Here is a 24673-nt window from a genome sequence, read left to right on the forward strand (position 1 = left end):
TAGATGACGCACACGTCATTAGCGAGTTGGCTTTCATACATTGAAAGCCAACATCCCTCTGAAATAGAGCTAGGTCTAGAACGAGGGAATGCTGTATTAGCTCGATTGAATTTATCTAGACCTAAAGTCAATGTGATTACTGTGGCTGGCACTAATGGCAAAGGTTCGACTTGTGCCATGCTGACACAGTATTTATGTAGTCAAAATTATTCTGTTGGTACTTATACCTCTCCTCATTTTCTTCGATTCAATGAGCGTGTTGCTCTTAATAACTCTTCTTGTGATGACGATCTTTTGTGTCGCGCATTTGAAGCTGTAGAAGCGGCACGTGAAGGCATAACTCTTACCTATTTTGAATTTAGTACTCTGGTGGCTTTGTGGATTTTTGATCAAAGCGAATTGGATTATTGGGTTCTAGAAGTTGGTTTGGGTGGGCGATTGGATTCTGTCAATATGATCGATACTGACGTTGCTGTTGTGACTTCTATCGCGTTGGATCACGTCGATTGGCTTGGTGATAATTTGGATGTTATTGCCCGAGAGAAAACAGGTATAGCTAGAAAAAACAAATTATTGATCAGTGGTGTGGTGAATCCTCCTGAGACCATTGCTAGCACCGCGTTAGAAATTGGCGCTAGGCTACATCAAAAGGGAGTGGATTATACCTTTGACAGTAACGAGCATGAATGGTCATGGGTCGGAGGTGGTGTTCAGTATGAGCATTTACCGATTCCTACATTGCCTTTGCAGAATGCTGCTACTGTTCTCGCTGTCTTAGTGTATATGGGGTTTGCCCCATCTCAGGAAGATCTTGAGACACTATTTAGTACAGCAGAGCTAACTGGGCGTTTTCAGAAAGTAGCTTCTTCACCTGATGTTTATATTGATGTCGCACATAATCCGGAAGCGGCTTTGGAGCTGGCGCAGCGCATAAAACATTTGCCTGTCAAGCCAATTGCTGTTTGTGGCATGTTAAAAGACAAAGACATTAATAGTGTGATGACTTATCTTGCTGATAGTTTTTCTAGCTGGTTTTGTTGTGATTTACCTGGTCCAAGGGGTGCGAAAGCCAATGAACTTAATAAGTATATTGTGCAGCATTCCCATAGCCCGTCTTTTGATATTAATGCTTTCAGCTCTGTTCAAGGTGCCTTTGAGGCAGCTTTAACGCAAGCAAAGCAAGTTGGGTGCCCTGTGATTGTTTTTGGCTCCTTTGTAACCGTCTCAGAATATTTGGCGCTCGGTCAATTGGAAGAGTGATTTATGATAGATAGAACCATTATGTATAGGCTTATTGGTGCAGGGATTATGGTGTTATCCGCCTCGATTATTCTACCATTAATCCTAGACGGAGAACGTCCGGAAGAACTGGATATGCAGGTTCAAGTAACGTCGCCCCCGGCGTTTCCTACTATTGAAATTGCCCCTGTTCAACCTGTTGACAGCTTACCTGTTGCGTCTATGCAAGACTCAGGCAGTGACACTGGGAATATTGAATTAATACCTGTGCCAAAAGCGGCAAAAGATGTTTCTCAGATTAGTGCAGCTCAACCAGAAGTATCGACACCGCAAGTAAAAGCGCCTGTTGAGAAACGCACACCTACGGTAGTGGCTGATCGCTGGACATTGCAAATTGCCACGTTCAAAAGCAAAGACAATGCTACCCGATTGGTAGAAAAACTTAAGGCTGCTAAGTACGATGCATACAGCCTTACGACCAACTCGCTTTATAAAGTGTATGTTGGTCCAGAATTGAAGCGTGAAGTCTCCGATAAACTGCGAGATGAAATTAAAAAAGAGTTTAGTTTGAGCGGCATTGTTGTGAAATATTCAGTTAATTAAGCTGAATATTTATTTTGCAGTGTTTGGAAAAAGTTAGGCGTCTGTTAAACTCCGCAGCGATTTTTTAGAGGTTTTCATGGAGCAGGTAAGTTCGCTATCGACTGTTGATTGGTTGATTATTGCAGTAGTAGTTCTTTCTACTCTTTTGAGTTTAAAAAGAGGGTTTGTGAAAGAGGTTTTATCCCTGCTAACTTGGGTTGTGGCCTTTGTGGTGTCGGTAAAATTTTCTGATCAAATGCAGTCTCTATTAATTGATCAAGTTCAAAATGATCAAATTCGATATATTGTTTCTTTTGTTTCGCTTTTTATCGCTTCGTTAATTGTAGGGGCGTTAGTAAGCTTTTTGCTAGGCTCCTTAATTCAAGTGACGGGCTTGTCGAGTACCGACAGGGTGTTAGGAATGTTGTTTGGCTTTGCTCGTGGTGGCTTAGTCGTTGTGGCTTTTGTTGCGTTGTTGAGTTTAAGCCCAGCAATAGAAAAAACGGAGTTTTGGAAAACATCTCAATTGATTCCTCAATTGGGGCAGTTGAATAACTGGACGCGTGATATGTTAGGCAAGAGCTCGGATCTTATGGATTCGTCTCTCATTGATCGTGCTCTTGGCAATTAGTTGTTCTCGGTAACAACAAAAATAGATAGAAACTTGCGGTGTTTGCCGCAATTCCCCAACACGAGGATTTAGAACATGTGTGGTATCGTTGGTGTCGTAGGCACATCCATGGTCAATCAAGCCATCTTTGATGCATTAACCCTTCTTCAACATCGCGGGCAAGATGCAGCAGGTATGGTAACAAGCCATAATGGACGTTTGTGCTTACGCAAAGACAATGGTCCGGTGAGTGAAGTATTTCGCACTCGTCATATGAAAAAACTACACGGTAATATTGGCATTGGTCATGCTCGTTACCCAACCGCTGGTACTTCTAGTTCAGCAGAAGCTCAGCCTTTTTACGTTAACTCTCCATATGGTATTTCACTTGCGCATAATGGTAATTTGACGAATACCGAAAAGCTTAAGCAAGAAGTATTTGAGTCTGATTTACGCCATGTGAATACTACGTCTGACTCCGAAGTGTTATTGAATGTTCTTGCTCATGAGTTGCATTTGGAAAATAAGCTAATCCCAACGCCGGAAGATATTTTTAATGCGCTTGAGCGTGTTTATAATCGTATAGAAGGTGGTTACGCCGTTGTGGCCTTGATTACTGGTTATGGCATTTTGGCATTCCGTGATCCAGATGGTATTCGTCCGTTGATTTATGGTTCTCGCCAAACTGAGGCGGGGGTTGAATACATGGTTGCTTCTGAGAGTGTCGCTTTGGATGCAGCTGGCTTTAAAATTGAGCGCGATATTCAGCCTGGCGAAGCGATTTTCTTCGATGTGAATCACAATGTACATGTACGTCAATGCACAGAGAAAAAAGTAGCCCGTCCTTGTTTGTTTGAATATGTATACTTTGCACGTCCAGACACAGTAATCGACAGTATTTCTGTTTACAAAGCACGCATGAACATGGGTGACCGCTTGGCGGCTAAAATTGAGCGTGAATGGAAGGATCATGACATTGATGTTGTTATCCCAATTCCAGACACGAGTCGAACAGCGGCACTGCAGATAGCGCAAACGCTTAATATCCCATTTCGTGAAGGTTTAGTTAAAAACCGTTATATCGGTCGTACTTTTATCATGCCTGGTCAATCGGTACGTAAGAAATCTGTACGCCAAAAACTTAACCCAGTACCTTTTGAGTTTAAAGACAAAACAGTATTGTTGGTTGATGACTCTATTGTTCGTGGTACGACGAGTAAAGAGATTATTGAGATGGCACGTGAAGCTGGCGCGAAGAAAGTGTATATCGCTTCTGCAGCTCCGGAGGTTCGCTATCCTAACGTGTATGGTATTGACATGCCTGCAGTAACTGAGCTGATTGCTAATGGTCGCAATGTAGAAGAAATTTGCGAATTGATTGGTGCTGATAAGCTGATTTTCCAAGATTTGGCTGATTTGATTGAAGCATGTATTGATGACAAACACTCGGACGTTCGTGAATTTGACACTTCTGTGTTTGATGGTAAATACATCACTGGCAATATTGATGGTGCTTATCTTGCTCGCCTTGAGAATGCACGTAATGACTCTCAGAAATCTTCAATTGAAGTCGCTTCTGGTAGTGACATGATGCACCCTATGTAGCAAAATCATTTGATAGTGACTTACGAAACAAAGCCAGGTCACGCCTGGCTTTGTTGTTTTCAGCTAAGGCAATTTTGGAGAGACACGAATGTCGGAATATAATGATGCGACGAAAGCCATTCATGCAGGCGCTCGTCAAACGCAGGAACAAGAAAACAGCGAAGCTATTTTCATGACATCAAGCTTCGCCTATTCCAGCGCAGAAGAAGCGGCTGGTAAATTCTCTGGCGAAGATGATGGTAATGTTTATTCTCGTTTTACCAATCCAACAGTAGAGCTTTTTGAAAAGCGTCTTGCTGCATTGGAGAAGGGGGAAGCGGCCATAGCGACCAGCTCAGGCATGGCAGCCCTAATGACTCTGGCATATAGCTTGTTAAGTGCGGGCGATCGTGTTGTCTGTTCACGAAATATTTTTGGCTCTACGGTTAAGTTTTTTAATACTTATACCGTGAAATTTGGCGTTGAAGTCGTGTATGTAGATGCGACAGATTATACCGCATGGGAAGAGGCGATCAACGACAAGACCCGTTTATGTTATTTCGAAACGCCTTCTAACCCATTGTACGAAGTGGTTGATGTAGCTCGAGTGGCTGAATTGGCTCATGTCAAAGGTGCCTTATTGTGTGTTGATACTGTGTTAGCAACGCCGGCATTGCAAAATCCGCTGACGCAAGGTGCTGATATCGTCATGCAATCTGCTACGAAGTTTATTGATGGCCAAGGTCGCTGTCTTGGTGGTGCCTTGATTTCTAGTAAAGACATTGTTGATGTTTTCACAGCATTTATGCGTAGTGCAGGGCCATGCATGAGCCCGTTTAATGCATGGGTGCTACTGAATGGTCTTGAGACCTTGTCATTGCGTATGACGGCGCATTCCTCTAATGCATTGAAATTGGCCGAGTTCTTAGAAACTCATCCTAAAGTGTTGAAGGTGAACTATGGCGGCTTGCCAAGTCATAAGTACCACGAACTCGCTAAGCAGCAACAAAAAGACTTTGGTGGTTTATTGTCATTCGAAGTTGAAGGTGGTCGTAAGGCTGCTTGGACTTTCATTAATGCCACTAAGTTGATGTCTATTACTGGGAATTTAGGCGACACAAAAACGTTAGTTACGCACCCAGCAACCACGACACATGGTCGATTAACGGATGATGAGAAGTTCAAGGCAGGTATTGCTGAAGGCTTGGTTCGAGTATCTGTAGGCTTAGAAGGTATCGGCGATATTATTGCTGATGTTGATCAGGCATTGGCACAACTATAACAAAGCATTTATGTACTTTGTTTTACAGTGAGTAGTGTGAAGATTCAAAAAAGCGGGCTTAGAAAATATCTAAGTCCGCTTTTTTATTTTCTTAGAATGTAGTCAATTTGATAAGGGGCCGTCTTTAGGATTCTTCATCCTTATTGACTGTCGTTTGGTCGGCTTTTTCTATAGTTTGTTCTTGTAGTGCTTCTAGTTGCTTTCGCTCTTTGCGCCTATAGCCCAGCACTAATAAACACGGGGTTAATATAAGTGTCAAAGGGGTTGCGAATGTTAAGCCTCCCGCGATAGCTGTCGAAAGTTGCGTCCACCATTGTGCTGAGGGGGCGCCAACACTAAAAGATTGATGGATAAGATCAATATTAAATTGAAACACCATAGGTACTAAGCCAAGGATAGTGGTGATGGTCGTCAGCATTACTGGTCTGAGGCGTTGAACACCTGTACGGATTGCTGCTTCACGCACCATCATGCCTTGCTTGCGTAGACCGTTGAATGTATCAATAAGAACAATGTTGTTATTGACCACAATGCCAGCCAAGGCAATAACACCGACACCACTCATGACAATGCCAAAGGGCTGACCTTTAGCCAGTAAGCCGATCAAAACGCCCATAGTTGAGAAAATCACCGCGCTTAAAATCAATAAGCATTGGAAGAAATTATTAAACTGGGTGACCAAAATAATCGCCATGATAAAGAAGGCAACCCCAAATGCTTTCAATAAGAATATCATCGATTTTTGCTGCTCTTCCGTATTGCCACGGAAGTCGTAACGGACCGACTGATCAATATTCGCAGCATCGAGTTTCACTTTAATTGCTTTAATAACTTCATCAACAACTAAACCATCTTTCACATCAGCATCAATTTTGATTGTTTTCTTACCATCAGTGCGGTTAATGACGCCTTGCTTAGGTGCAGCGTAGCGATAGATAAAGTTACTAGCTGGGATGCTACCTTGATTAGTTGGGATCTGTAGCTGATCCAACTGGTCCAGATTTCGTTGATTTACTGGATAGCGCAGCACGATATCAATTTTGTCATCTGCGCCTTCAGGTAGAAAATCACTTAGGGTAATGCCGGTCGTCACTAGCTTTATTACATTACCTAGACTAGTAACATCAACACCGTAGCGGCTTGCTTCGGCACGGTTAATATCAATACGCCATTCAATTCCGGCTAGAGATCGATCGTCACTAACTGTCAGAATCTCATCTCTTAGCAGTAGTTGTTTACTTATTTCGTCGGCTGCAATATTCAGTGCTTCTGAGTAATTAGAGCTTAATTGTAACTGGATATCGGCGCCAGATTGAGGTCCTCCTTGCTCTTTTTCAGCGGTAACTTCTATACCAGGGATTTGTTTGGTTTTCTCTCTAATTCTATCGAGAATGACATTAGCTGAATCTCGTTTGTACCACTCGATAAACTCCATAGTAATGGTGCCAATACTATCTGGTGCCACATTATTACCTGGTGTTGCATAGGTTGTAGCAACGACACTTTTCAATTCACGAGTGCCGATAACTTGTCGTTCTACTAATTGAACGAGTGTGTCTTTTTCCTTAAGAGAGAGGTCACCACGAGCACGAATGTCTAGGTTGGCTGATTCGGGCTCAATATTAGGAAAAAATTCGACGCCTTTACCGAATTTTCCATAACTCATGAAAATACTAATTAGCAAAACGATAGTAAACATTAAAACCCAAATAGGCTTTTCGACTAGGCGTGTCAGCACTCGACCGTATAGCCCTGTTGGGCCAGTGAGCTCTCTAAGGTCGCCCGTCTCTGTAATGCGTAGAGCGTGCATTGTTTTATCACTATAGGCGCCTTTTTTACCAATAATCGATCCTATCGTGGGGATCACAATAAGCGCCATGACAAGAGAAGAGGCCAGTGTTGCAATGATAGTGATCGGCATAAAGCGCATGAATTCGCCAACTATGTCAGGCCAAAACAATAGTGGCATAAATACAGCCAATGTTGTGGCTGTAGAGGCGGTAATTGGCCATGCCATGCGTTTAGCTGCTTCGCTATAGGCTTGTCGTTTAGATGCTCCTTCAGCCAGTTTTCTATCAGCGTACTCGGTGACTACAATAGCGCCATCTACAAGCATGCCTACGCTGAGGATTAAGGCAAAGAGCACCACCATATTAATGGTGAAGCCTTGTAGGTTTAAAATCAGAATGCCTGCTAGGAATGCCCCAGGGATTGCTAAGCCGACTAATATAGCGCTTCTTATTCCGAGGGCCCAAACAATTACGATCATTACCAATAGAGTGGCTGCTAGAACATTGTTGAAGAGATCGTTGAGTGAGGTTTCTATGTCGGTTGATTTGTCACCTGTGAGGTTATATTCAACGCCACTTGGCCATTGCTGACTTTCGTTTTCAACGACGTTTTTGACTGCCGCAATAGTATTTATAATATTGGCGCCAACGCGTTTAGAGACTCCTAAAGTGATGCTGCGCTTGCCTTCAACTCGCGCATAGCTGCTGGGATCCTCGAAAGTTAGCTCACCTGTGGCAATGTCGCCTAATAAAACAACCTGATCACCATCTGCTTTAATTGGTAAGTTAAGAATGTCTTCTTTGGTTTTTAATAGACCTGGGACTTTTAGAGAAAAGCGTCCTGCGCCCGTATCTAAATTACCAGCGGCCACCAAGCGGTTATTATTAGAAACAAAGTTAGCAACATCACTCAGGGATAAGTTGTAAGATTCAAGCTGCTCTGGGCGAATGATGATTTGAGCTTCCTGCTCTCTATCGCCACTAATGTTTGCTTCTAATACACCATCAACCGCTTCAATAGCGTCCTGTAAGTTTTTGGCTGTGCGGCTGAGGGTACCGAAATCTACATTACCGGATAAATTAACTCGTAAAACTGGAAAAGTAGACAGATTGATTTCGGATACAGTTGGCTCATCAGCATCGCTTGGTAGCTCACTTTTGGCCCTGTCAACTTTATCTTTGGTGTCGCTGATAGCTTGGTCAATGTCTACGCCAGATAGAAACTCCAAGATAATTGAGGCATGGCCTTCTGAAGCGGTTGATTTCAGCTCTTTGAGGCCGTCCAAGCCCTTTAATTCTTTTTCTAAAGGGTGGACTAATAAACTGTCAGCGTCCTCAGGGGAAATACCTTCTAGTGATACGGACACATAAGCCATGGGGATTGTAATGTCAGGATCGTTTTCCTTAGCAATTTCGATATAAGACACCGTCCCCATAATTAATATAAGTACGAAGAACATCATGACGGTACGAGAACGTGCTAAAGCGGCCTCAATTAATGCTTGCATATTGGTAGGCCTCTCTAGTTTTGGTAGTGTGCGTCAACAAGATCGCCTGCAGATACAAAACCTTGTCCTACAGTGATGACGTTGACATTATCAGGTAGGCCAATAACCCAGACGTGATCGCGTTCAGATTTAACAATGTCGACTGGCGTGATAGTCACAGTATTGTCGATGCTGATGGTTTTGATGGCGGTGCGACCTGTATCGTCTAGGGTCAATAGAGCAGGGGACAATGCATGTGCTTTTTGTTCATCAATAATGAAATCAACCGCTGCGGTTAATCCTGCTGGGATAGTGTTGTTTGGGTTGTCTATTTGCATTTCAACACTAATGGTGCGGCTAGATTCATTTGCTGTCGCGCTAATGTAAGAGACAAAACCATCTGCTTCATAACCAGATTCAAGTCGAATGTTACCTGGAGTGCCAATTTCCACTTGGTGGATTTTGTTTTGCGGTATGTCCACTTTCACTTTAATTGGATTGATCGAAACTAATGAACCTATAGATTCTCCAGATGAAAGAACCTGTCCTACCTGCACATCAAGAGTGTTTAGGATGCCTGAGAAAGGTGCGCTAAGACTGGCGTTTTCTAAATCGATTAGCAACGAACTCTGATTAGCTTTTGCAGAAGCAAGATCTGTTTCAGCTTGCGCGACATTAACTTTTGACGTGAGATTAGTAGAGTTAAGCTTTTTAATTCCATCTAGTTCAAGCTGACGTTGTTTAACCTGTAAGCCAGCTTGTTCAATTTGTATCTTTAGTGTTCGTGTGTCGATTTGCATCATCGACTGGCCTTTTTTAACAAACTGGCCTTTTTCGATTGGCAGTTTAGTGACTCTTCCTTGATAGCTATTAACTAGGTTTAAAGTCTCTCCGGCTAGTGTTTTACCACTCAGAGGTAGGTGCATTTCAATGCGTTTAGGCGTTAACGTTTTGGCTTGGACTGAATAGGCTTGTTTAATCTCAGCTGATTGAGAGGATACAGTGTTTTCATCGGGCTGACCTTGAGGATTACTAACAGTAATGCCATTGCCTCCAGCGAGCATCCATCCCACTGTTGCTGTTGCCACGACCACTGCTGTTATTGGTCCTAACTTGTTTTTTAACGCCATTCAATACTCCGTTGATTGAAAATCATTATTATGCCAAACCTAGTATATGCTCAAAAGATAATGAATAAAGAGGTTTTATAAAATTACTGTACTAATGGTTATATTGTTAATTCGTTGCAGGGAAAAAAACACTATAAATGCTCCGTTAAACTAAGAATTCTTTTCTTTTTATACTTTGAAAGCTTGTATTTGCTGAACCTTCTCTTAGAAGAATGATACTATACCGCCACAAAATTTTTACTTTATATGGATAGATATGAGTCTATTGTCGTTAGAACAGATTAGTGTAGCTTTTGGGCATAATCCACTGCTGTCAAAAATTAGTTTTGCAGCTGAGGCTGGAGAGCGTGTCGCAATAATTGGTCGTAATGGTGCAGGTAAATCTACACTGTTAAAAGTTATCTCCGGCGAGCAAGTTGCTGATGAAGGTATGGTGCGCATTGAAGGTGGCATGAAGGTCGCTCAGTTACCCCAAGAGCTGCCGGATGCGAATGAAAAAACCGTACGTGAAGTGGTCAGTGAGGGTGCCGGTGAAGCGCACTCGTTAATGACTCGTTACTTCAAATTATTAGAAGATTTCGAGAATGATCACGCCAATGAATTAAGTGATATTCAGACTGAATTAGATCGAATTCAGGGCTGGGATTTAGAGCAACGAGTGAATCACATGATTCAGCGTTTGGCTTTGCCTGCTGATAAGCTGATGTCTGAACTGTCTGGTGGTTGGCGTCGTCGCGTTATTTTGGCGCAGGCGTTGATTTCTAACCCAGATGTTTTGCTATTAGACGAGCCAACCAACCATTTGGATGTGCCAACAATCGAATGGATGGAGCAACAGCTTCAGCAATTTCGCGGTTTGATCTTATTTATTACCCATGATCGTCGTTTCCTAGAGAAGCTGGCTAACCGCATCATAGAGCTTGATCGCGGTAATCTTATTTCCTTCAGCGGTAACATCACCGCTTTCCTTGCTTTTAAAGAGAAGATGCTCGAAGAAGAAGAGCGCGCAAACGCCTTGTTCGATAAGCGTCTTGCAGAAGAAGAAGTCTGGATTCGCCAAGGTATTAAAGCGCGTCGTACTCGTAATGAAGGCCGAGTTCGAGCTTTGAAAGCCTTACGTGAAGAACGTTCTGAACGCATTAACCGCCAAGGCAACGCAAAAATGGCGATTGAGACCAAAGACAAGTCAGGTAAGTTGGTAGCAGAATTCACCCAAGTGGGTCACTCTTTCGAAGATAAAGTGATTCTTCAACCAATGGACTTTGTTGTAAATCGCGGTGATCGAATTGGTCTGATTGGTCCAAATGGTTGCGGTAAAAGTACTTTTCTGAAAATCCTGCTGGGAGATCTTGAGCCCACAGCAGGTGTTGTTCGTCAAGGAACAAAACTAAACGTAGCGTATTTCGATCAGCTGCGAGAGCAACTAGATCCAGAACAAACGGTTGCGGAAAATGTTGGTGAAGGCAAAGACGTTATCGAAATTAATGGTCAGAACAAACATGTTATTGGCTATCTTGGTGATTTCCTTTTCCCACCTGAACGTGCTCGTACTCCGGTAAAAGCCTTGTCCGGTGGTGAGCGAAATCGTGTATTGCTAGCGAAGTTATTCACTCGCCCAGCCAATCTATTGATCATGGATGAGCCAACCAACGACCTTGATGTGGAAACCTTAGAGCTGCTTGAAGAGCTTCTAATGAGCTACGATGGCACCTTGTTATTGGTCAGCCATGACCGTGCTTTTCTAGATAACGTGGTCACCAGCGTGATTGCTTTTGAAGGCGAAGGCAGAGTGAAAGAATACGTTGGTGGATATCAAGACTGGATTCGTCAAGGTGGTAAATTCCCAACAGAATCCACATCGCAAACTGATGACATACCAAGTAAAAAAGAAAAAGCCAGAGCAGATGCAAAAAAAGTCGAAGAGGATAAAAAAAACTCTGTGCAGGCGAAACCAAAAGCGAAGCTAAGCTATAAAATGCAGCGCGAATTTGACAATATGCCTGCAACCATTGCGAAGTTGGAAGAAGAGATCGCCGCGTTGCATGTCACCACTAGCGCGCCAGAATTTTATACCGATGATGCGGATAAGGTTCAGAAAACCTTGGCGAAATTAGCGCATAAAGAAGAAGAGCTTGAAACAACCATGGAGCGTTGGTTAGAGCTTGAAGAAATGCAAAACGGTTAAATTGCGCAAAACGGGTAGATTATGACGAATAAAATTAAACCAGTTTCATTTATGCCGCGCTTTTTTGGCGCTTTTGGTCAGTTCTTTAAATACATGGGGAGCGGCGACTATGCCGCTCGCTGTCAAACAGTTGATCAAGGCGAGCCATTTGCCTTCGAAGTCGAGCCTAAAGTCATAACAGAGGAAGTGGAAGTGATTCGTGAAATCGAAGTCGCTGCACCTGTTTTGGATACGGTCAACACTGACGGAGCACATCAGTTACTACAACTGTTGCAACAAGAAGCGCGCTTTATCGATTTCATCCAAGAAAGCATTGATGATTACAGCGATGCGGACGTGGGGGCGGCGTCTCGCCAAATTCACGCTGGTTGTTCTAAAGTATTGAAGCAACATTTTACCATCGATGTTGTGTCTCTTGATGCTGTGAACAGTGCCGCGGAAAATAGCCGTGTAGAAGTGCCATCTGGTTACGATTCCAAGCAGATCAAGTTGGAAGGTCGAGTGGAGGGTGATGGGCCATACTCTGGCACGCTGATTCATCCTGGTTGGAAAGTGACGGAAACTCGTCTGCCAAAAGTAACCAATACAGAAAGCCTAAATATTCTAGCGCCAGCTGAAATCGAGGTATAACTCATGAGTCAATATTTCATCGGTATCGACCTAGGTACCACGCATTCGGCTGTCTATTTTTCGCCATCTAGTCAAACGGCAACCGAATCAGATCAAGTAGGGTGTATCCAGCAATTGGTGATTCCGCAATTTATCGCGGCAGGTCAAGTGGATGCTCGCCCTTTACTTCCTTCTTTTGTGTATTTTCCTCACCAAGGTGAATTCTTAGAGAGCGATTTACAGCTTCCTTGGGGCAAAGCGGATTTTGTCGTCGGACAGCTGGCGCGTGAGTTAGGTGCGAAATCTTCTGGTCGATTGGTACAGAGTGCTAAAAGCTGGTTGTGTCATTCTCGCGTGAGTGCTGATGAAGCGGTATTACCGGTAGATGCGCTTGAAGAAGTAGAAAAAGTGTCTCCAGCGCAGGTGACAGAAACCTTGTTAGCGCATTTGGTTAGTGCATGGGACCATCAATTTCCTGATACGCCAATTGCCGAGCAAACTCTTGTTATTACTGTGCCTGCGTCATTTGATCCTGCTGCTCGTGCTATTACTGAGCAAGCCGCGGAAAAAGTCGGTTTGCGTGCTCGTTTGATTGAGGAGCCGTTAGCGGCATTTTATGCCTGGTTAAGTGATCAGCAAAGCTGGGCTGAAAGCCTAGATGTTAATGAGCATATTTTAGTTGTTGACGTGGGTGGAGGAACGACAGATTTGTCGTTAATCCAAGCGGTAGAGCAAGATGGGGTGCTTGGCCTAGAGCGTGTCGCTGTGGGCCGTCATATTCTTCTTGGCGGCGACAATATGGATTTGACACTGACTTACCATTTGGCTGCTCAGCTAGCGCAAAACGGCACTAATCTTGAACCTTGGCAAATTAGCGGCTTGACTCAAGCTTGCCGAGAAGCAAAAGAGCGTTTGTTAACCAATGCGGATTTAGACGACGTGAGCGTTGTTGTGCCTAGTCGTGGTCGCAGTTTGTTTAATAACAGCATCAAAGCAACCTTGACGCAGAGCGATGTTCAACAGCTTTTAATTGATGGTTTTTTTCCTAAAGTTCAGTTGGGTGAGCAAGCTCAAAAAACGGCTCGTAGTGGTTTTAGTGCGATTAACTTGGACTACGAAGGTGACCCAGCGATCACTCGTCACATCAGCGAATTCTTGGCTCAGCATGATGTCAAACCAAGCAAGGTGTTGTTAAACGGTGGTGTGTTTAATGCCAGTGTCATTCGCAATACCCTAGAAACTCGTTTGGCTTCTATGCTTGCAGAATCATTGGGTGGCCACGAATTAACTATGTTGACGCCATCACATTTGGATCATGCGGTTGCCAAAGGTGCGACTTATTATGCCCAAGTGCAAGCCGAAGGCGGTGTCAAAGTAAAAAGTGGTCTAGCGGCAAACTACTACATTGGTGTTGCTAGTCCAATGCCTGCGATTCCTGGAATGGCACCACCTGTGGATGCTATTTGTGTGGCACCATTTGGGTTGGAGGAAGGTTCAGAAGAGCAAATGCTGCCCAACGAGTTTTCTCTTGTAGTTGGCGAAAGTGTGACATTCCGTTTTTTCCAATCAAAACACAGCGATGTGGAATCGGTAGGTAAAGTCATTGCGTCATTTTCTGTGCCCCAGCTAAATGAATTGAACCCTTTGTCGGTACGATTAGACGCAGGTCATTACCAAGCTGGCGATATGGTGCGAGTCTATCTGACGGCCCGTGTTACTGAGTTGGGATTGTTGCTGTTACAAGCACACGATACCCAATCGGACCTAAGTTGGACTATTGAGTTTCAAGTTAGGGAGTCTTAACGTATGGTAAAGATGGCTTTTCCTTCTGCTTATCGCGTAGGTATCGATTTGGGGACAACCAATTGTGTTGTCTCGTATGTTCCAGTATCGGATGATTCGAACCAAGATGTACCTGCATTATTACCTATTCCGCAAGTTATGGCGGATGGTTCTGTGCAAGAGCTTACGCATTTGCCGAGTGCTATTTATGTTTTGGCCGCTGATGAAATTGGCAAAATCGATCCGGTTTTGCCTTGGCGCCATCATGATAAAGAGCGCATCGTAGGTGTTGGTGCGTTAGCGTTAGGCCAGCGTCGAGCTGGGCAATTGATACAAAGCGCGAAAAGTTGGTTAAGCCATCGTCAAGTCGATCGTCGCTCGGCGATTTTGCCTTGGGCGAGCGAATTCCCTAAAAAGCTCAGCCCACTTGAGGCGAGTAAGATTCTTTTATTACATATTAAGCAGAGCTGGAATTATCGATTTTCTGATGCGCCGCTAGAGTCACAATCCATCGCGTTAACTTTGCCGGCTTCTTTTGATGAAGAGGCGCGAGCGTTAACTTTGGAAGCGGCCAAACTAGCAGGTCTAAACGATTTGTACCTTCTGGAAGAGCCGCAAGCGGCTTGTTATCACTATATCAGTGATAACGAAAAACTCTCTGCATTAGCTGATAAAAAAATGCTTTTGGTGGTCGACATCGGCGGTGGTACTAGCGATTTTAGCCTAGTGGCGATCAAGCCTACGTCTTCAAAAACCAACAGTGTATCGCTTAAGCGTGTTGCTGTAGGTGAACATTTATTACTGGGTGGCGATAACCTAGATCAAGCCTTGGCGTTTCAGTTAGATCCAAAACAAATTTCTGCTTTATCAGCCACGCGCTTAGCGGCTTTGGTTCAGCAAACTCGTCAAGCAAAAGAAACCTTGTTAGGCGAAGACGCACCGGAATCTTTAAGTATTACCGTACTGGGTGGTGGTAGTCGTTTAATCGGTGGTTCGCAAAAATTTGATGTATCGAGAGAAGCCTTACTGGAACAAATACGCAGCGGCTTTTTTCCTTTGGTGAATAGCGATGACAAGGTGAAAAAGAGCGATTACGCCATGCATACCTTGGGCTTACCTTACGAATCTGATCCTGCTTTTACACGTCATTTAGCGGCGTTTTTGCAACAGCATAAAACTGTCATTGAAGCGGCAACTGGCTCGTCTATGCCTGATGCCGTGTTGTTTAATGGTGGCCTGTTTAATAGTCCAGTTTTGAAAACTCGTTTATTAGAGCAGCTTAATGCTTGGTCTGCTGAGCCTATTCTCGCTTGTACTGCTGATGAACCTAACGACGCGGTAGCCAAAGGCGCGACAATGTATCTAAACGCTTTAGCGGGTGAAAGTGCGCGCATCGAAAGTGGCGTGGCGCACAGTTTGTATTTGAAGCTTGGCGAAGATCAATTTGTTGGCATCTTGCCAAAGGGTACTCTGAAAGGCGAGACCATCCGCTTGGAACAAGAGTTCTTTGTGACTCTGGGACAGCAAGTTCAGTTCCCTTTATATCGATCAGACGATCATATTGATTGTGTTGTCGGTAACGTTCGCGATCAAGATGGGCTGCACTACATTTCAACCTTGATGACAGAGCTAGATGGCTCCATCGACTCCCAAGAAACCGCGGTAACGCTATCTGTGCAAATGACCGAAGTGGGTGTGTTACAAGTGGTGTTAAATGCCAATAATCAGAAAGATCAGTGGCGTTTGGATTTCTCTACCCATGTGGTTCCCTCACAAGGCTCTGAGCAAGCTGATGAAAGTGGTTTGCTGCACGCCAATATGGGCCAAGCGGAAGAGCATCTAGCTAAATGTTTTTCCAGTGCAGGTCAAAAACAAAATCCGGACTTAGTGAAATCTCTTAAACAGGATTTAGACCAGCTTCTGGGCAATAGAGATGATTGGAATCTTGCCACGTCACGACGTTTGGTGGATAAACTGTTAAGTGTAAAATCAGGTCGAACAAAAAGTGCTCAGCACGAGCGACAATGGTTACAGCTCATGGGCTATTGTTTACGCCCAGGTTTTGGTGCCGCGGATGATATGGCACGGGTTCAACAAGTCGTTAATACTACCAAAGCAGGCGCTCAGTTTGATACGGCACCCGTTTGGGGGCAATATTGGACCTTGTATCGCCGTGTTGCAGGTGGCTTATCGGTGGAACAACAAACGCATTTGTTTAAGCAGTTTAGCCAATACTATTCACCAACAGGGCAGCGTTCTCGTGACAAGATGAAAGCACTGACGACTAAATCCAGCGATGATTTAATTCGTTTGGTTGGCGCGTTAGAGAGTTTGTCGAATGAAGACAAAGTCACCACGATTGATTGGTTGCTGAAGCGTTTACAAAAGACTTCTGAGCCAGACACAGCTTGGTGGACGATAGGGCGCATCGCTTCTCGTCATCTTTTATCTGGCAAGCAAGAGCAAAGAATTGCAGAGGATAAACTCTTTCCGATTCTAGAAACGGTTCTCAAGGAAGATTGGAAGAAACGCAAGCAAGCAGGATTGGCTGCTGTTTTGATGAGTCAAGTCAGCCTTGGTGAATCTGACAAAATGAGCGTTATGCGTAAAAAAGTCGCTAGTAAACTCAAAAAAGACAAATGCCCAACGCAATGGTTGGAGCGTTTAGAGAGCCAAATCGAGATTAACAGCGATGAACTGAACGCCTTGGTAGGTGAGAGCTTGCCAATCGGCTTACGCCTATAGAGCGCTAATCTTCTGACTTGTCACCAAAGTGATTTAAATATTACTCGTAGTTCTTTTTTGCTTTGGTGACTTTCTCTAGGTACATTTTAGATTCCGATCTAGGGTGATCGTACCTAAGTTTCTTATAAACGTTGCTGGTAGATGTCTGATTAATTTTGTTCATCGCTCTTGTACGATCATTTGGATCAAAGGTCTTCAACACGTTGCCTGTGCCGCCGTTGTAAGCAGATATCATTGAGTATTCTTGACTGAGTTTATTGGTGACTTTTACAAGATAGCGTGTTTGTAAAAGGTGTAGGTAAGCGCTGCCAATATCAATATTATTCTGTGGAACAAACAACACTTCTTTGGTTGGTTCCCCCGACTTTTTCTTTACTAAATTATAAACGTCTCGTCCAGCTGTCGCAGGCACTACTTGCATCAGACCATAAGCGTTTGCAGGACTAACCGCATAAGGGTTAAAAGAGCTTTCTGTCTCTATTATGCCGTAAATAAGTGCTGGAGAGAGATTATAGCGTTTGGCGGCAGCGATCACATATTGGCTGTATTTTTCTTGTCTTAGATGCTCATGTTGTGGGACAAGATTGAATTCTACTGCATAAACAGATTTGCCATTTGTACTAGATTTTTTCAGCTTGTTTGACACTAAATAGTCAGAATATCGCTCTGCTCGCCAGCGGTATTGAACAAGTTTACCATCGTGATCCATGACTTGTGGATACAAAAAAGGGACGCCTTCCGTATCTGGTGCATCGCTTGAAAAAATATCGGTTTTGGTTGGGTCTGCAGTAGTGAGTAGGGTGGTTGTAACAGCCTGCTTTAAGGTGTCAAGCGGTTGTTCCGTGGTTAGTGTTTCGACTCGTACAGTGCCTTTTTCAAAGTCGACAATGGTTCTTGCTTGATAATCGTTGGTGTATTTAACGTACTTTTTCTTTTCGGGTAGCTCACTATTGCCTTTGCCCCATCGCTTATTCACTCTTTGGTCAAGCTCTGCGTATAAAGCTTTTATCGCTTCAATATCTGCTCGAATGATTTTGCTGGTTGTTTTTACCTGCTTTGCAATGATTTTTACGTCTTTAATATCGTCAGCATTTTTGATTTGAGTTGTAAGCTTATTTACCGAATCTACAGAGTCTATGGACCAAGACATGGATTCACAGCCACTTAATGTTAGTAATAAAGGGCCAATCAATACAAATCGGGACTGGCGGACGATACTCTTTAACATTAAATGGCCTCTCTTTATGTTCGTATTATTTCAATGTACTTGTTTTACGCGCTTGATGAAGTTTCTTATAACTTTCAATTAAGCGCAAATGCGGTTCAATGCCTTCGAGTTGCATGCTGGTTTTGGTCAAGCCATAAAAACGTACATCGCCTGTGACAGAACCTATAACGTTATCGATAACCTCTTTACCAAACATGCGGCTAAAGCTATGAGTAAAATCTTCTAGTTCTAATTCTTCATCTAACGTCACTTCTAACACGCAGTGCATGGCTTGATAAAATAGGCCGCGTTTTGCAGAATTGTCGTTGAACTGTAGGAACTCGCCAACTAACTCTAGTGCATCTTCATGGGCTTCAAGGGCTAAGTAGACTAGTATCTTAAGTTCTATGATGGTTAACTGACCCCAGACAGTATTTTCATCAAATACAATCCCAATTAAAGTCGGGATGTCTGTGTAGTTATCCAGTTGGCTTTCTTCAAGGCGATTAACTAAGTCTTCTAATTGTCCATCACTTAAGGAATGAAGATTTAGAATATCTTCACGATAATCCAGTGCTTTGTTTGTGTTATCCCAAACTAAATCTTCAACAGGGTAAACTTCTGAATAATCTGGCACCAAAATACGACAAGCAGAAGCGCCTAAATCCGTTAACTCTGCCACGTATACTTCTTTTTCTAGGCCTTCTAAGATGCCAAATAAAGCATCGGCTTCTTCTTCACTGCTGCCAGAGAAATCCCACTCACAGAAGTCATAGTCGTGCTTATCACTAAAGAAGCGCCAAGAAATCACGCCAGTTGAGTCAATAAAGTGTTCGACAAAATTTTCTGGTTCTGTGACAGCCATGCTGTTAAAGGTAGGTTTTGGTACATCGTTTAAACCTTCGAAGCTACGGCCTTGCATTAGCTCAGTCAAACTACGCTCTAAAGCCACTTCAAAACTTGGATGAGCGCCAAAAGACGCAAACACACCGCCGGTTTTTGGGTTCATCAAAGTGACGTTCATTACAGGGAACTGACCACCAAGAGATGCATCTTTCACTAGGATAGGAAAGCCTTGTTCTTCTAGTTCTTGGATGCCAGCAAGGATACTTGGGTATTTCTCCAAAATTTCCATGGGAACATCAGGTAAGACAATTTCCTCTTCAATAATTTGGCGTTTCACCGTACGCTCGACGATTTCGGATAGGCATTGTACTTGTGCTTCTTGCTGGTTATTGCCCGCACTCATACCATTGCTTAAAAACAAGTTTTCGATGAGGTTTGATGGGAAGTAAACCGTTTCTCCATCGGATTTACGTGTGTAAGGAATTGTGCAAATACCGCGCGCTTTATTGCCAGAGTTGGTATCAATTAAATGCGAACCACGTAATTCATCGTCTGGATTATAAATTTCTAAGCAGTACTCATCCAAGATGCCTTCCGGTAAGGAATCATCCTCAGTTAACGCAAACCACTTTTCATTTGGGTAATGTACAAAGTCGCTGTTGGCGATTTCAGTTCCAAAGAACTGGTCGTTGTAGAAAAAGTTGTTGTTCAAGCGCTCGATAAATTCACCAAGGGCTGAGCATAGAGCACTTTCTTTCGATGCACCTTTACCATTGGTGAAGCACATTGGTGATGCGGCATCTCGAATATGTAGCGACCAAACGTTTGGCACTATGTTGCGCCATGATGAAATTTCAATCTTCATTCCGAGATCCGCCAACATTGTTGTCATGTTCGCGATGGTTTTTTCAAGCGGCAGGTCTTTTCCGGCAATAAAAGTGTTGGATGAACCATCTGGCTTGCCCATTAACATCGCATTGGCATCGGCGTCTAGATTCTCAACCGTTTCAATTTTGAACTCTGGTCCAGTTTGTACGACCTTTTTAACGGTACAACGATCAATAGAGCGCAGAATACCTTGGCGGTCTTTGTCAGAAATATCGTCAGGCAACTCAACTTGAATCTGGAAGATTTGATTGTAACGATCTTCTGGATCGACAATGTTGTTCTGGGATAAGCGAATGTTGTCTGTCGAAATGTCACGTGATTTGCAATATACCTTAACGAAATAGGCGGCACACAGCGCGGATGAAGCGAGGAAATAATCAAATGGACTTGGTGCTGATCCATCACCTTTGTAGCGAATAGGCTGATCAGCAGTGACAGTGAAATCATCAAACTTGGCTTCTAGTCTGAGATTGTCGAGAAAATTAACTTTGATTTCCATTGAAACGTATTTCCACTAAATAGGGCGTATGTGCAGGGCAGTTATCGAGCTCTAGGGTCGATAAAAAATGATAGAGAGATTATCTTCGATAAGAGGGGGGTGAGTAAAATTAAATTGGCCATTTTAAAACAAATTGCCTTCTTTTCAGTTTTAGTTTGCCCAATTGCATTATAAAACATCATAAGAAGGCTTTATTTTGTACTTTGCGATTAGCTTCTCAAGCGTCTGATGTTGATTAGAATAGGGCTTCCTGTCATGGGGTCTGGCATAAGGTCGCAATCAACACCGTAGAGTTCACGTACCAGCTCTTTGGTCATAATGTCTTTTGGGCTGCCTTGGGTCAGTATTTTGCCCTCTTTCATGGCAATAATATGGTCTGAATAGCGACAGGCACTTGGAAGATCATGAACAACCATCGCCAATGTCTTGCCTTGTCGAGATAGGTTTCTTATTAGCTCAAAAACTTCAATTTGATGGCCAAGGTCGAGTGCAGATGTTGGTTCATCTAGTAACAGTAATGGCGTTTCTTGTGCAATTGACATGGCAATCCACGCTCGCTGGCGTTGGCCACCAGATAGAGTGTCGAGAAGGCGGTCCTTTAAACCTTCAAGATCCGCAGCATGCAAAGCATATTTTATGGCTTCTTGATCATCCATTGCCCATTGTTTTAGTAAGCTTTGGTGAGGATGTCGGCCAAATCGAATAAGCTCTTCAATCGTAATGCCGTCTGGAGCTAGTGTGTCTTGTGGTAATAGGGCAAGACGTCGTGCAACTTCCTTAGAGGGTAATGAGTGGATATCTTTACCATCTAACAATACAACACCTGAGCTTGGTGTATGAACACGAGATAACCCATTTAATAAAGTGGATTTTCCACAGCCATTTGGCCCGACAATCGCCGTCACTTGGCCTTCTGGTAAGGTAACGTCCAATTGATCGATAATACTAACTTTGCCGTGTTTAAGGGTGAGCTTATCTGCACTAAGGCTAGCGCAAAAAGTGTTTGGCTTTTGTTTTAAAGCAGTAGGTGTCATAACGAACTCCTTGAAGAGCGTCTTACCAGTATCCAGATTAAATAAGGGCCACCTACCACTGCGGTAACAATGCCTACTGGTAGTTCAATAGGTGATAAAACAGTTCGTCCAAATAAATCGGAAAGCATCATAACTAGCGCACCAGTGAGGGCAGAGCTGATAAGTGGGATGCCGCGATAGCGAGATAAAACACGGGCTATCTCTGGCCCAACTAATGCGACCAAGCCAACAGGGCCTGCAACAGCGACAGCCAGTCCAGTTAAAGTAATACATAGAATTAGAGCTATTATTCTGATGTGCTTTATATTGGCTCCAAGGCCCGTAATCACCTGATCAGAAAAAGGTAACAAGGCAAATTGCGTTGAAAACAAAAGACATCCAATGACACAAATAGCAATACCGATCCCTAGGACGTTAACCATAAAAGGGTCACGAGCACTTAAACTACCTACTGTCCATGGGTAAGCGCTATTTGCAACATCGATACTGACTTGGCTTAGTAAGAGCTGAGTCACAGAACCTGCTATGGCACCAATACCAATACCGGCAACAATGAAACGATAGCCACGGGTACCACTTCCGCCGGCTAAACCAAATGCCAGTGCTGTTGCTGTTGCCGCGCCCGCTAGTGCCATAAAAGAAGGGGCCAAAGAAATACCCATGCCAACAACTGAAGAGACAGCAAAGGCCATTGCTGCATTGTCGATACCAATGATGCCTGGCGTGGCTAATCGATTTCGCGCCATGGTTTGCATTAGGCAGCCAGCTAAGCTGAATGCTGCACCAGTATAAATTGCAGCCATTAAACGCGGAAAACGTATGTCTTGGACAATGAATTGGCTCATTGTGTTGCCTTGACCAAAGAGTACCGCAACGACTTCTTTGGGTGATATAGCCATAGTGCCGCTACCCAGTGTGATGACGCTGGCACAGAATAAAAGAATCAAAAGCCAAGTGTTGCGAATAATGGCCTGCTTCTCAATGAGGATATGCGCGTATTGTCCAATAGATATTAGTCGATAGCCATCTGGAGTCGAAGCATCCAGCGGGGTATCTGGCATGGAAAGGCTGTGATTAATCATAATGTGGGCAGTCTACGTGATCGAACAATCAATAAAAGTACAGGGGCACCGACTATGGCTGTGAGTACACCTAATGGCATTTCTGCTGGCTGTGCGACAAGTCGAGAAATAATATCTGCTGTTATTACAATAATTGGACCTAGAGGCAGGCATAACCATAATGTTCGGCGAATATCAGGACCAACCAATGCTCGAGCTGCAAACGGAACGACCAAGCCGATAAAGGCAACTGGACCTGCTATCGCTGTAGCACCACCAACCAATAATGCAACAGCGACAATAATAACACCTCGAATTCGTCTTGGTTTGTGACCAAGACCGATGGCGACTCGCTCGCCCAAAGCCAACGAAGCCAATGGCTTTGCCGAGTAAAGAATGCAAGCAACAGCAACTAACATGGAGGGTAAAACAGACATGAGAGTATTGGTATCACGACCAGCCACACTACCTGTAACCCAAAAGCGAATTTCGTCTGCTGCTCTTTGATCAAATAAAAGAATGAGAGACGTCATGGCCAATAATAGGCTGGATAATGCTGCCCCTGCGAGTACAAGACGAATAGGATCGTTATGTTGACCTTGCATTCGTGCGGCGCCGAGGACGCAGATGCAGCCAATTAAGGCGCCTAATTGAGCAATACCAACGGTTAGTGTTGCTGTACTGGCCCCCATTACAAGTGCCATTGCCACAGCAAATGAGCTTCCTGCACTTACACCCAGTAAGCCTGGTTCTGCCAAAGGGTTTCGAGCAACGGCTTGCATTAACGCACCTGCAATACCTAGTGTTAAGCCGACAAATAACCCGATTAACGTTCTTGTTGAGCGCAGGTGGAAAACAGTAAATTCGTCGTCAGCAGTGCCATTACCCAATAAAGTTTGTAGGGAAGCCTGAGGAGTTAACCCTCCAGCACCAAATAATAAGCTCAGCAAACAGCAAAGTGCCAACACTAAAAGTGCTGACACTAAGACGTAAAATAATGGTCGCTGTGCTGGTGTCTTAATAAACCAACTTAGCATCGAGGTTATTTAATCTTTGTATCAATAACAGTTTGAATATTGTCTAAAATTGCATGTGCAGCTAATGGACCAGCCGCACTTGTCCAAAGTTGTCCGTTAACAGTTACAACATGGTCGTTTTTAACAACATTCAAGCGAGAAAAAGAAGGTGATGTTTTTGCTGCATCCAGTGCATCTTTACCTTCTGTGTTCAGTGTAGCAAGGAACAGCCAATCACTATCCACTTTTGATAAATTCTCTAAGCTAAGAGGGCTACTGTGCGGGCGTCCTTCTTTGATAACTCCTGCATCATTAATTTCAAAGCCAACTGAAGCTAGCATATCAGTTGAAAATATTTGTGACGACATTACAACAGGGCCTTGTGGCATCCATCGAGCAAGCGTTGCAGAACGTTCAGCTTCAGGTAATTTCGTAGCAATTTTGTCTTTAAGGTTGCTTGCACGTTTTTCAATATCAGCAAGAATTACATTCATTTCTTCGGTTTTGTTCAGCGCATCCGCATAAACCTGGGCTAACGTGATCCAAGCATCTGCAACCATTCCAGGCGAATTAGGTACAATAGTTGGCGCTATTTTAGAGAGGATACTATATTGGTCTTTAGATAAAGAAGCTGATGCCAAAATCAGATCTGGTCGCTGGGCAGCAATGGCTTCTAAGTTATTTTGTCTAGAGGTGCCGACGATACTGATACCCTCAACACGTTCTTGAATGTATTCGGCAACAGAATCGCCGCCACGTGTTGCAACAGCTGCTAATGGTTTAAACCCCAATGCGATTGCACTGTCTAATGCATCTTCAGATAAGGTCACGATACGCTTTACATCGTCATTAACCTTTACGTTACCGTACTTTGTGTTAACAGTATGCTCAGCTGCGAACGTTCCTAAAGATGTGGCTAAGCAAGCACACAGTAATATTTTCTTAAAAATAGGGCGATTAAACGTCATAAAATGCATTCCTTAAAAATGAATAACTTCAGTAGACATCTGGCTTCAATGTGAGCCAAAGCGTTGAAATACTGAAAGTGCAAGCAACTGAATTAATTTCAATAATGATAACGCTTCTTATTACAGTGT

At 43.6% G+C, this 24673-nt stretch carries 17 protein-coding genes; 9 read left to right on the top strand and 8 right to left on the bottom strand.

The window, feature by feature from the left end:
- The first annotated feature begins 3 nt into the window (after nt 1–3).
- The 5 genes from folC to DFP77_RS10035 all read left to right on the top strand — a co-directional run bounded on the left by folC (nt 4) and on the right by DFP77_RS10035 (nt 5297).
- Nucleotides 4–1260, top strand: a complete 1257-nt coding sequence (gene folC, locus DFP77_RS10015; RefSeq protein ID WP_114412155.1) for a bifunctional tetrahydrofolate synthase/dihydrofolate synthase — start codon at nt 4–6, stop codon at nt 1258–1260.
- Between the two features lie 3 nt (nt 1261–1263).
- Nucleotides 1264–1842: an SPOR domain-containing protein gene (locus DFP77_RS10020; protein ID WP_258861119.1), complete on the top strand. Its 579-nt coding sequence runs from the start codon at nt 1264–1266 to the stop codon at nt 1840–1842.
- A 76-nt stretch (nt 1843–1918) separates the two neighbouring features.
- Nucleotides 1919–2452, top strand: a complete 534-nt coding sequence (locus DFP77_RS10025) for a CvpA family protein (RefSeq protein ID WP_114412156.1) — start codon at nt 1919–1921, stop codon at nt 2450–2452.
- A gap of 75 nt (nt 2453–2527) precedes the next feature.
- Entirely contained in the window at nt 2528–4036 is a 1509-nt protein-coding gene (gene purF, locus DFP77_RS10030; RefSeq protein WP_114412157.1) for an amidophosphoribosyltransferase, read from the top strand.
- Nucleotides 4037–4124: 88 nt separating this feature from the next.
- Entirely contained in the window at nt 4125–5297 is a 1173-nt protein-coding gene (locus DFP77_RS10035) for an O-succinylhomoserine sulfhydrylase (protein ID WP_114412158.1), read from the top strand.
- Between the two features lie 124 nt (nt 5298–5421).
- Here DFP77_RS10035 and DFP77_RS10040 read toward each other — a convergent pair whose 3' ends face one another.
- Both DFP77_RS10040 and DFP77_RS10045 read right to left on the bottom strand, forming a co-directional pair.
- The gene (locus DFP77_RS10040) at nt 5422–8595 is read right to left on the bottom strand and encodes an efflux RND transporter permease subunit (RefSeq protein ID WP_114412159.1); all 3174 of its coding nucleotides are present in this window, start codon (nt 8593–8595) and stop codon (nt 5422–5424) included.
- Nucleotides 8596–8609: 14 nt separating this feature from the next.
- Entirely contained in the window at nt 8610–9704 is a 1095-nt protein-coding gene (locus tag DFP77_RS10045) for an efflux RND transporter periplasmic adaptor subunit (RefSeq protein ID WP_114412160.1), read from the bottom strand.
- Between the two features lie 256 nt (nt 9705–9960).
- Between DFP77_RS10045 and DFP77_RS10050 the strand changes: the two genes are divergently transcribed.
- Genes DFP77_RS10050 through DFP77_RS10065 form a run of 4 tightly spaced genes read left to right on the top strand, consistent with a single transcriptional unit; the run spans nt 9961 to nt 17025 of the window.
- Complete coding sequence (locus tag DFP77_RS10050; RefSeq protein WP_114412161.1) at nt 9961–11889, top strand: ATP-binding cassette domain-containing protein; 1929 nt, start codon at nt 9961–9963, stop codon at nt 11887–11889.
- A 21-nt stretch (nt 11890–11910) separates the two neighbouring features.
- Nucleotides 11911–12519 carry a DUF2760 domain-containing protein gene (locus tag DFP77_RS10055; protein ID WP_114412162.1) on the top strand — a complete coding sequence of 203 codons (609 nt, stop codon included), beginning with the start codon at nt 11911–11913 and terminating at the stop codon, nt 12517–12519.
- Nucleotides 12520–12522: 3 nt separating this feature from the next.
- The gene (locus DFP77_RS10060) at nt 12523–14301 is read left to right on the top strand and encodes an Hsp70 family protein (protein ID WP_114412163.1); all 1779 of its coding nucleotides are present in this window, start codon (nt 12523–12525) and stop codon (nt 14299–14301) included.
- Between the two features lie 3 nt (nt 14302–14304).
- Entirely contained in the window at nt 14305–17025 is a 2721-nt protein-coding gene (locus DFP77_RS10065; protein WP_114412164.1) for a hsp70 family protein, read from the top strand.
- 40 nt (nt 17026–17065) lie between these two features.
- On the opposite strand, the gene DFP77_RS10070 is transcribed toward DFP77_RS10065, so the two are convergent.
- The 6 genes from DFP77_RS10070 to DFP77_RS10095 all read right to left on the bottom strand — a co-directional run bounded on the left by DFP77_RS10070 (nt 17066) and on the right by DFP77_RS10095 (nt 24544).
- A complete protein-coding gene (locus DFP77_RS10070; protein WP_114412165.1) occupies nt 17066–18253 on the bottom strand; it encodes a murein transglycosylase domain-containing protein in 1188 nt (395 codons plus the stop codon).
- Between the two features lie 25 nt (nt 18254–18278).
- Nucleotides 18279–20465: an OsmC domain/YcaO domain-containing protein gene (locus DFP77_RS10075; RefSeq protein WP_114412166.1), complete on the bottom strand. Its 2187-nt coding sequence runs from the start codon at nt 20463–20465 to the stop codon at nt 18279–18281.
- Nucleotides 20466–20674: 209 nt separating this feature from the next.
- Nucleotides 20675–21499, bottom strand: a complete 825-nt coding sequence (locus tag DFP77_RS10080) for an ABC transporter ATP-binding protein (protein WP_114412167.1) — start codon at nt 21497–21499, stop codon at nt 20675–20677.
- Entirely contained in the window at nt 21496–22581 is a 1086-nt protein-coding gene (locus DFP77_RS10085; RefSeq protein ID WP_114412168.1) for a FecCD family ABC transporter permease, read from the bottom strand. Before DFP77_RS10085 ends, DFP77_RS10080 begins: the two co-directional genes overlap by 4 nt.
- A complete protein-coding gene (locus tag DFP77_RS10090; protein WP_114412169.1) occupies nt 22578–23597 on the bottom strand; it encodes a FecCD family ABC transporter permease in 1020 nt (339 codons plus the stop codon). The genes DFP77_RS10085 and DFP77_RS10090 overlap by 4 nt, the downstream gene beginning before the upstream one ends.
- A 5-nt stretch (nt 23598–23602) precedes the next feature.
- The gene (locus tag DFP77_RS10095) at nt 23603–24544 is read right to left on the bottom strand and encodes an ABC transporter substrate-binding protein (protein WP_114412170.1); all 942 of its coding nucleotides are present in this window, start codon (nt 24542–24544) and stop codon (nt 23603–23605) included.
- Between the last annotated feature and the right edge of the window lie 129 nt (nt 24545–24673).

The sequence above is a fragment of the Marinomonas foliarum genome (assembly GCF_003337275.1).
In the GTDB taxonomy this organism is placed as follows: domain Bacteria; phylum Pseudomonadota; class Gammaproteobacteria; order Pseudomonadales; family Marinomonadaceae; genus Marinomonas; species Marinomonas foliarum.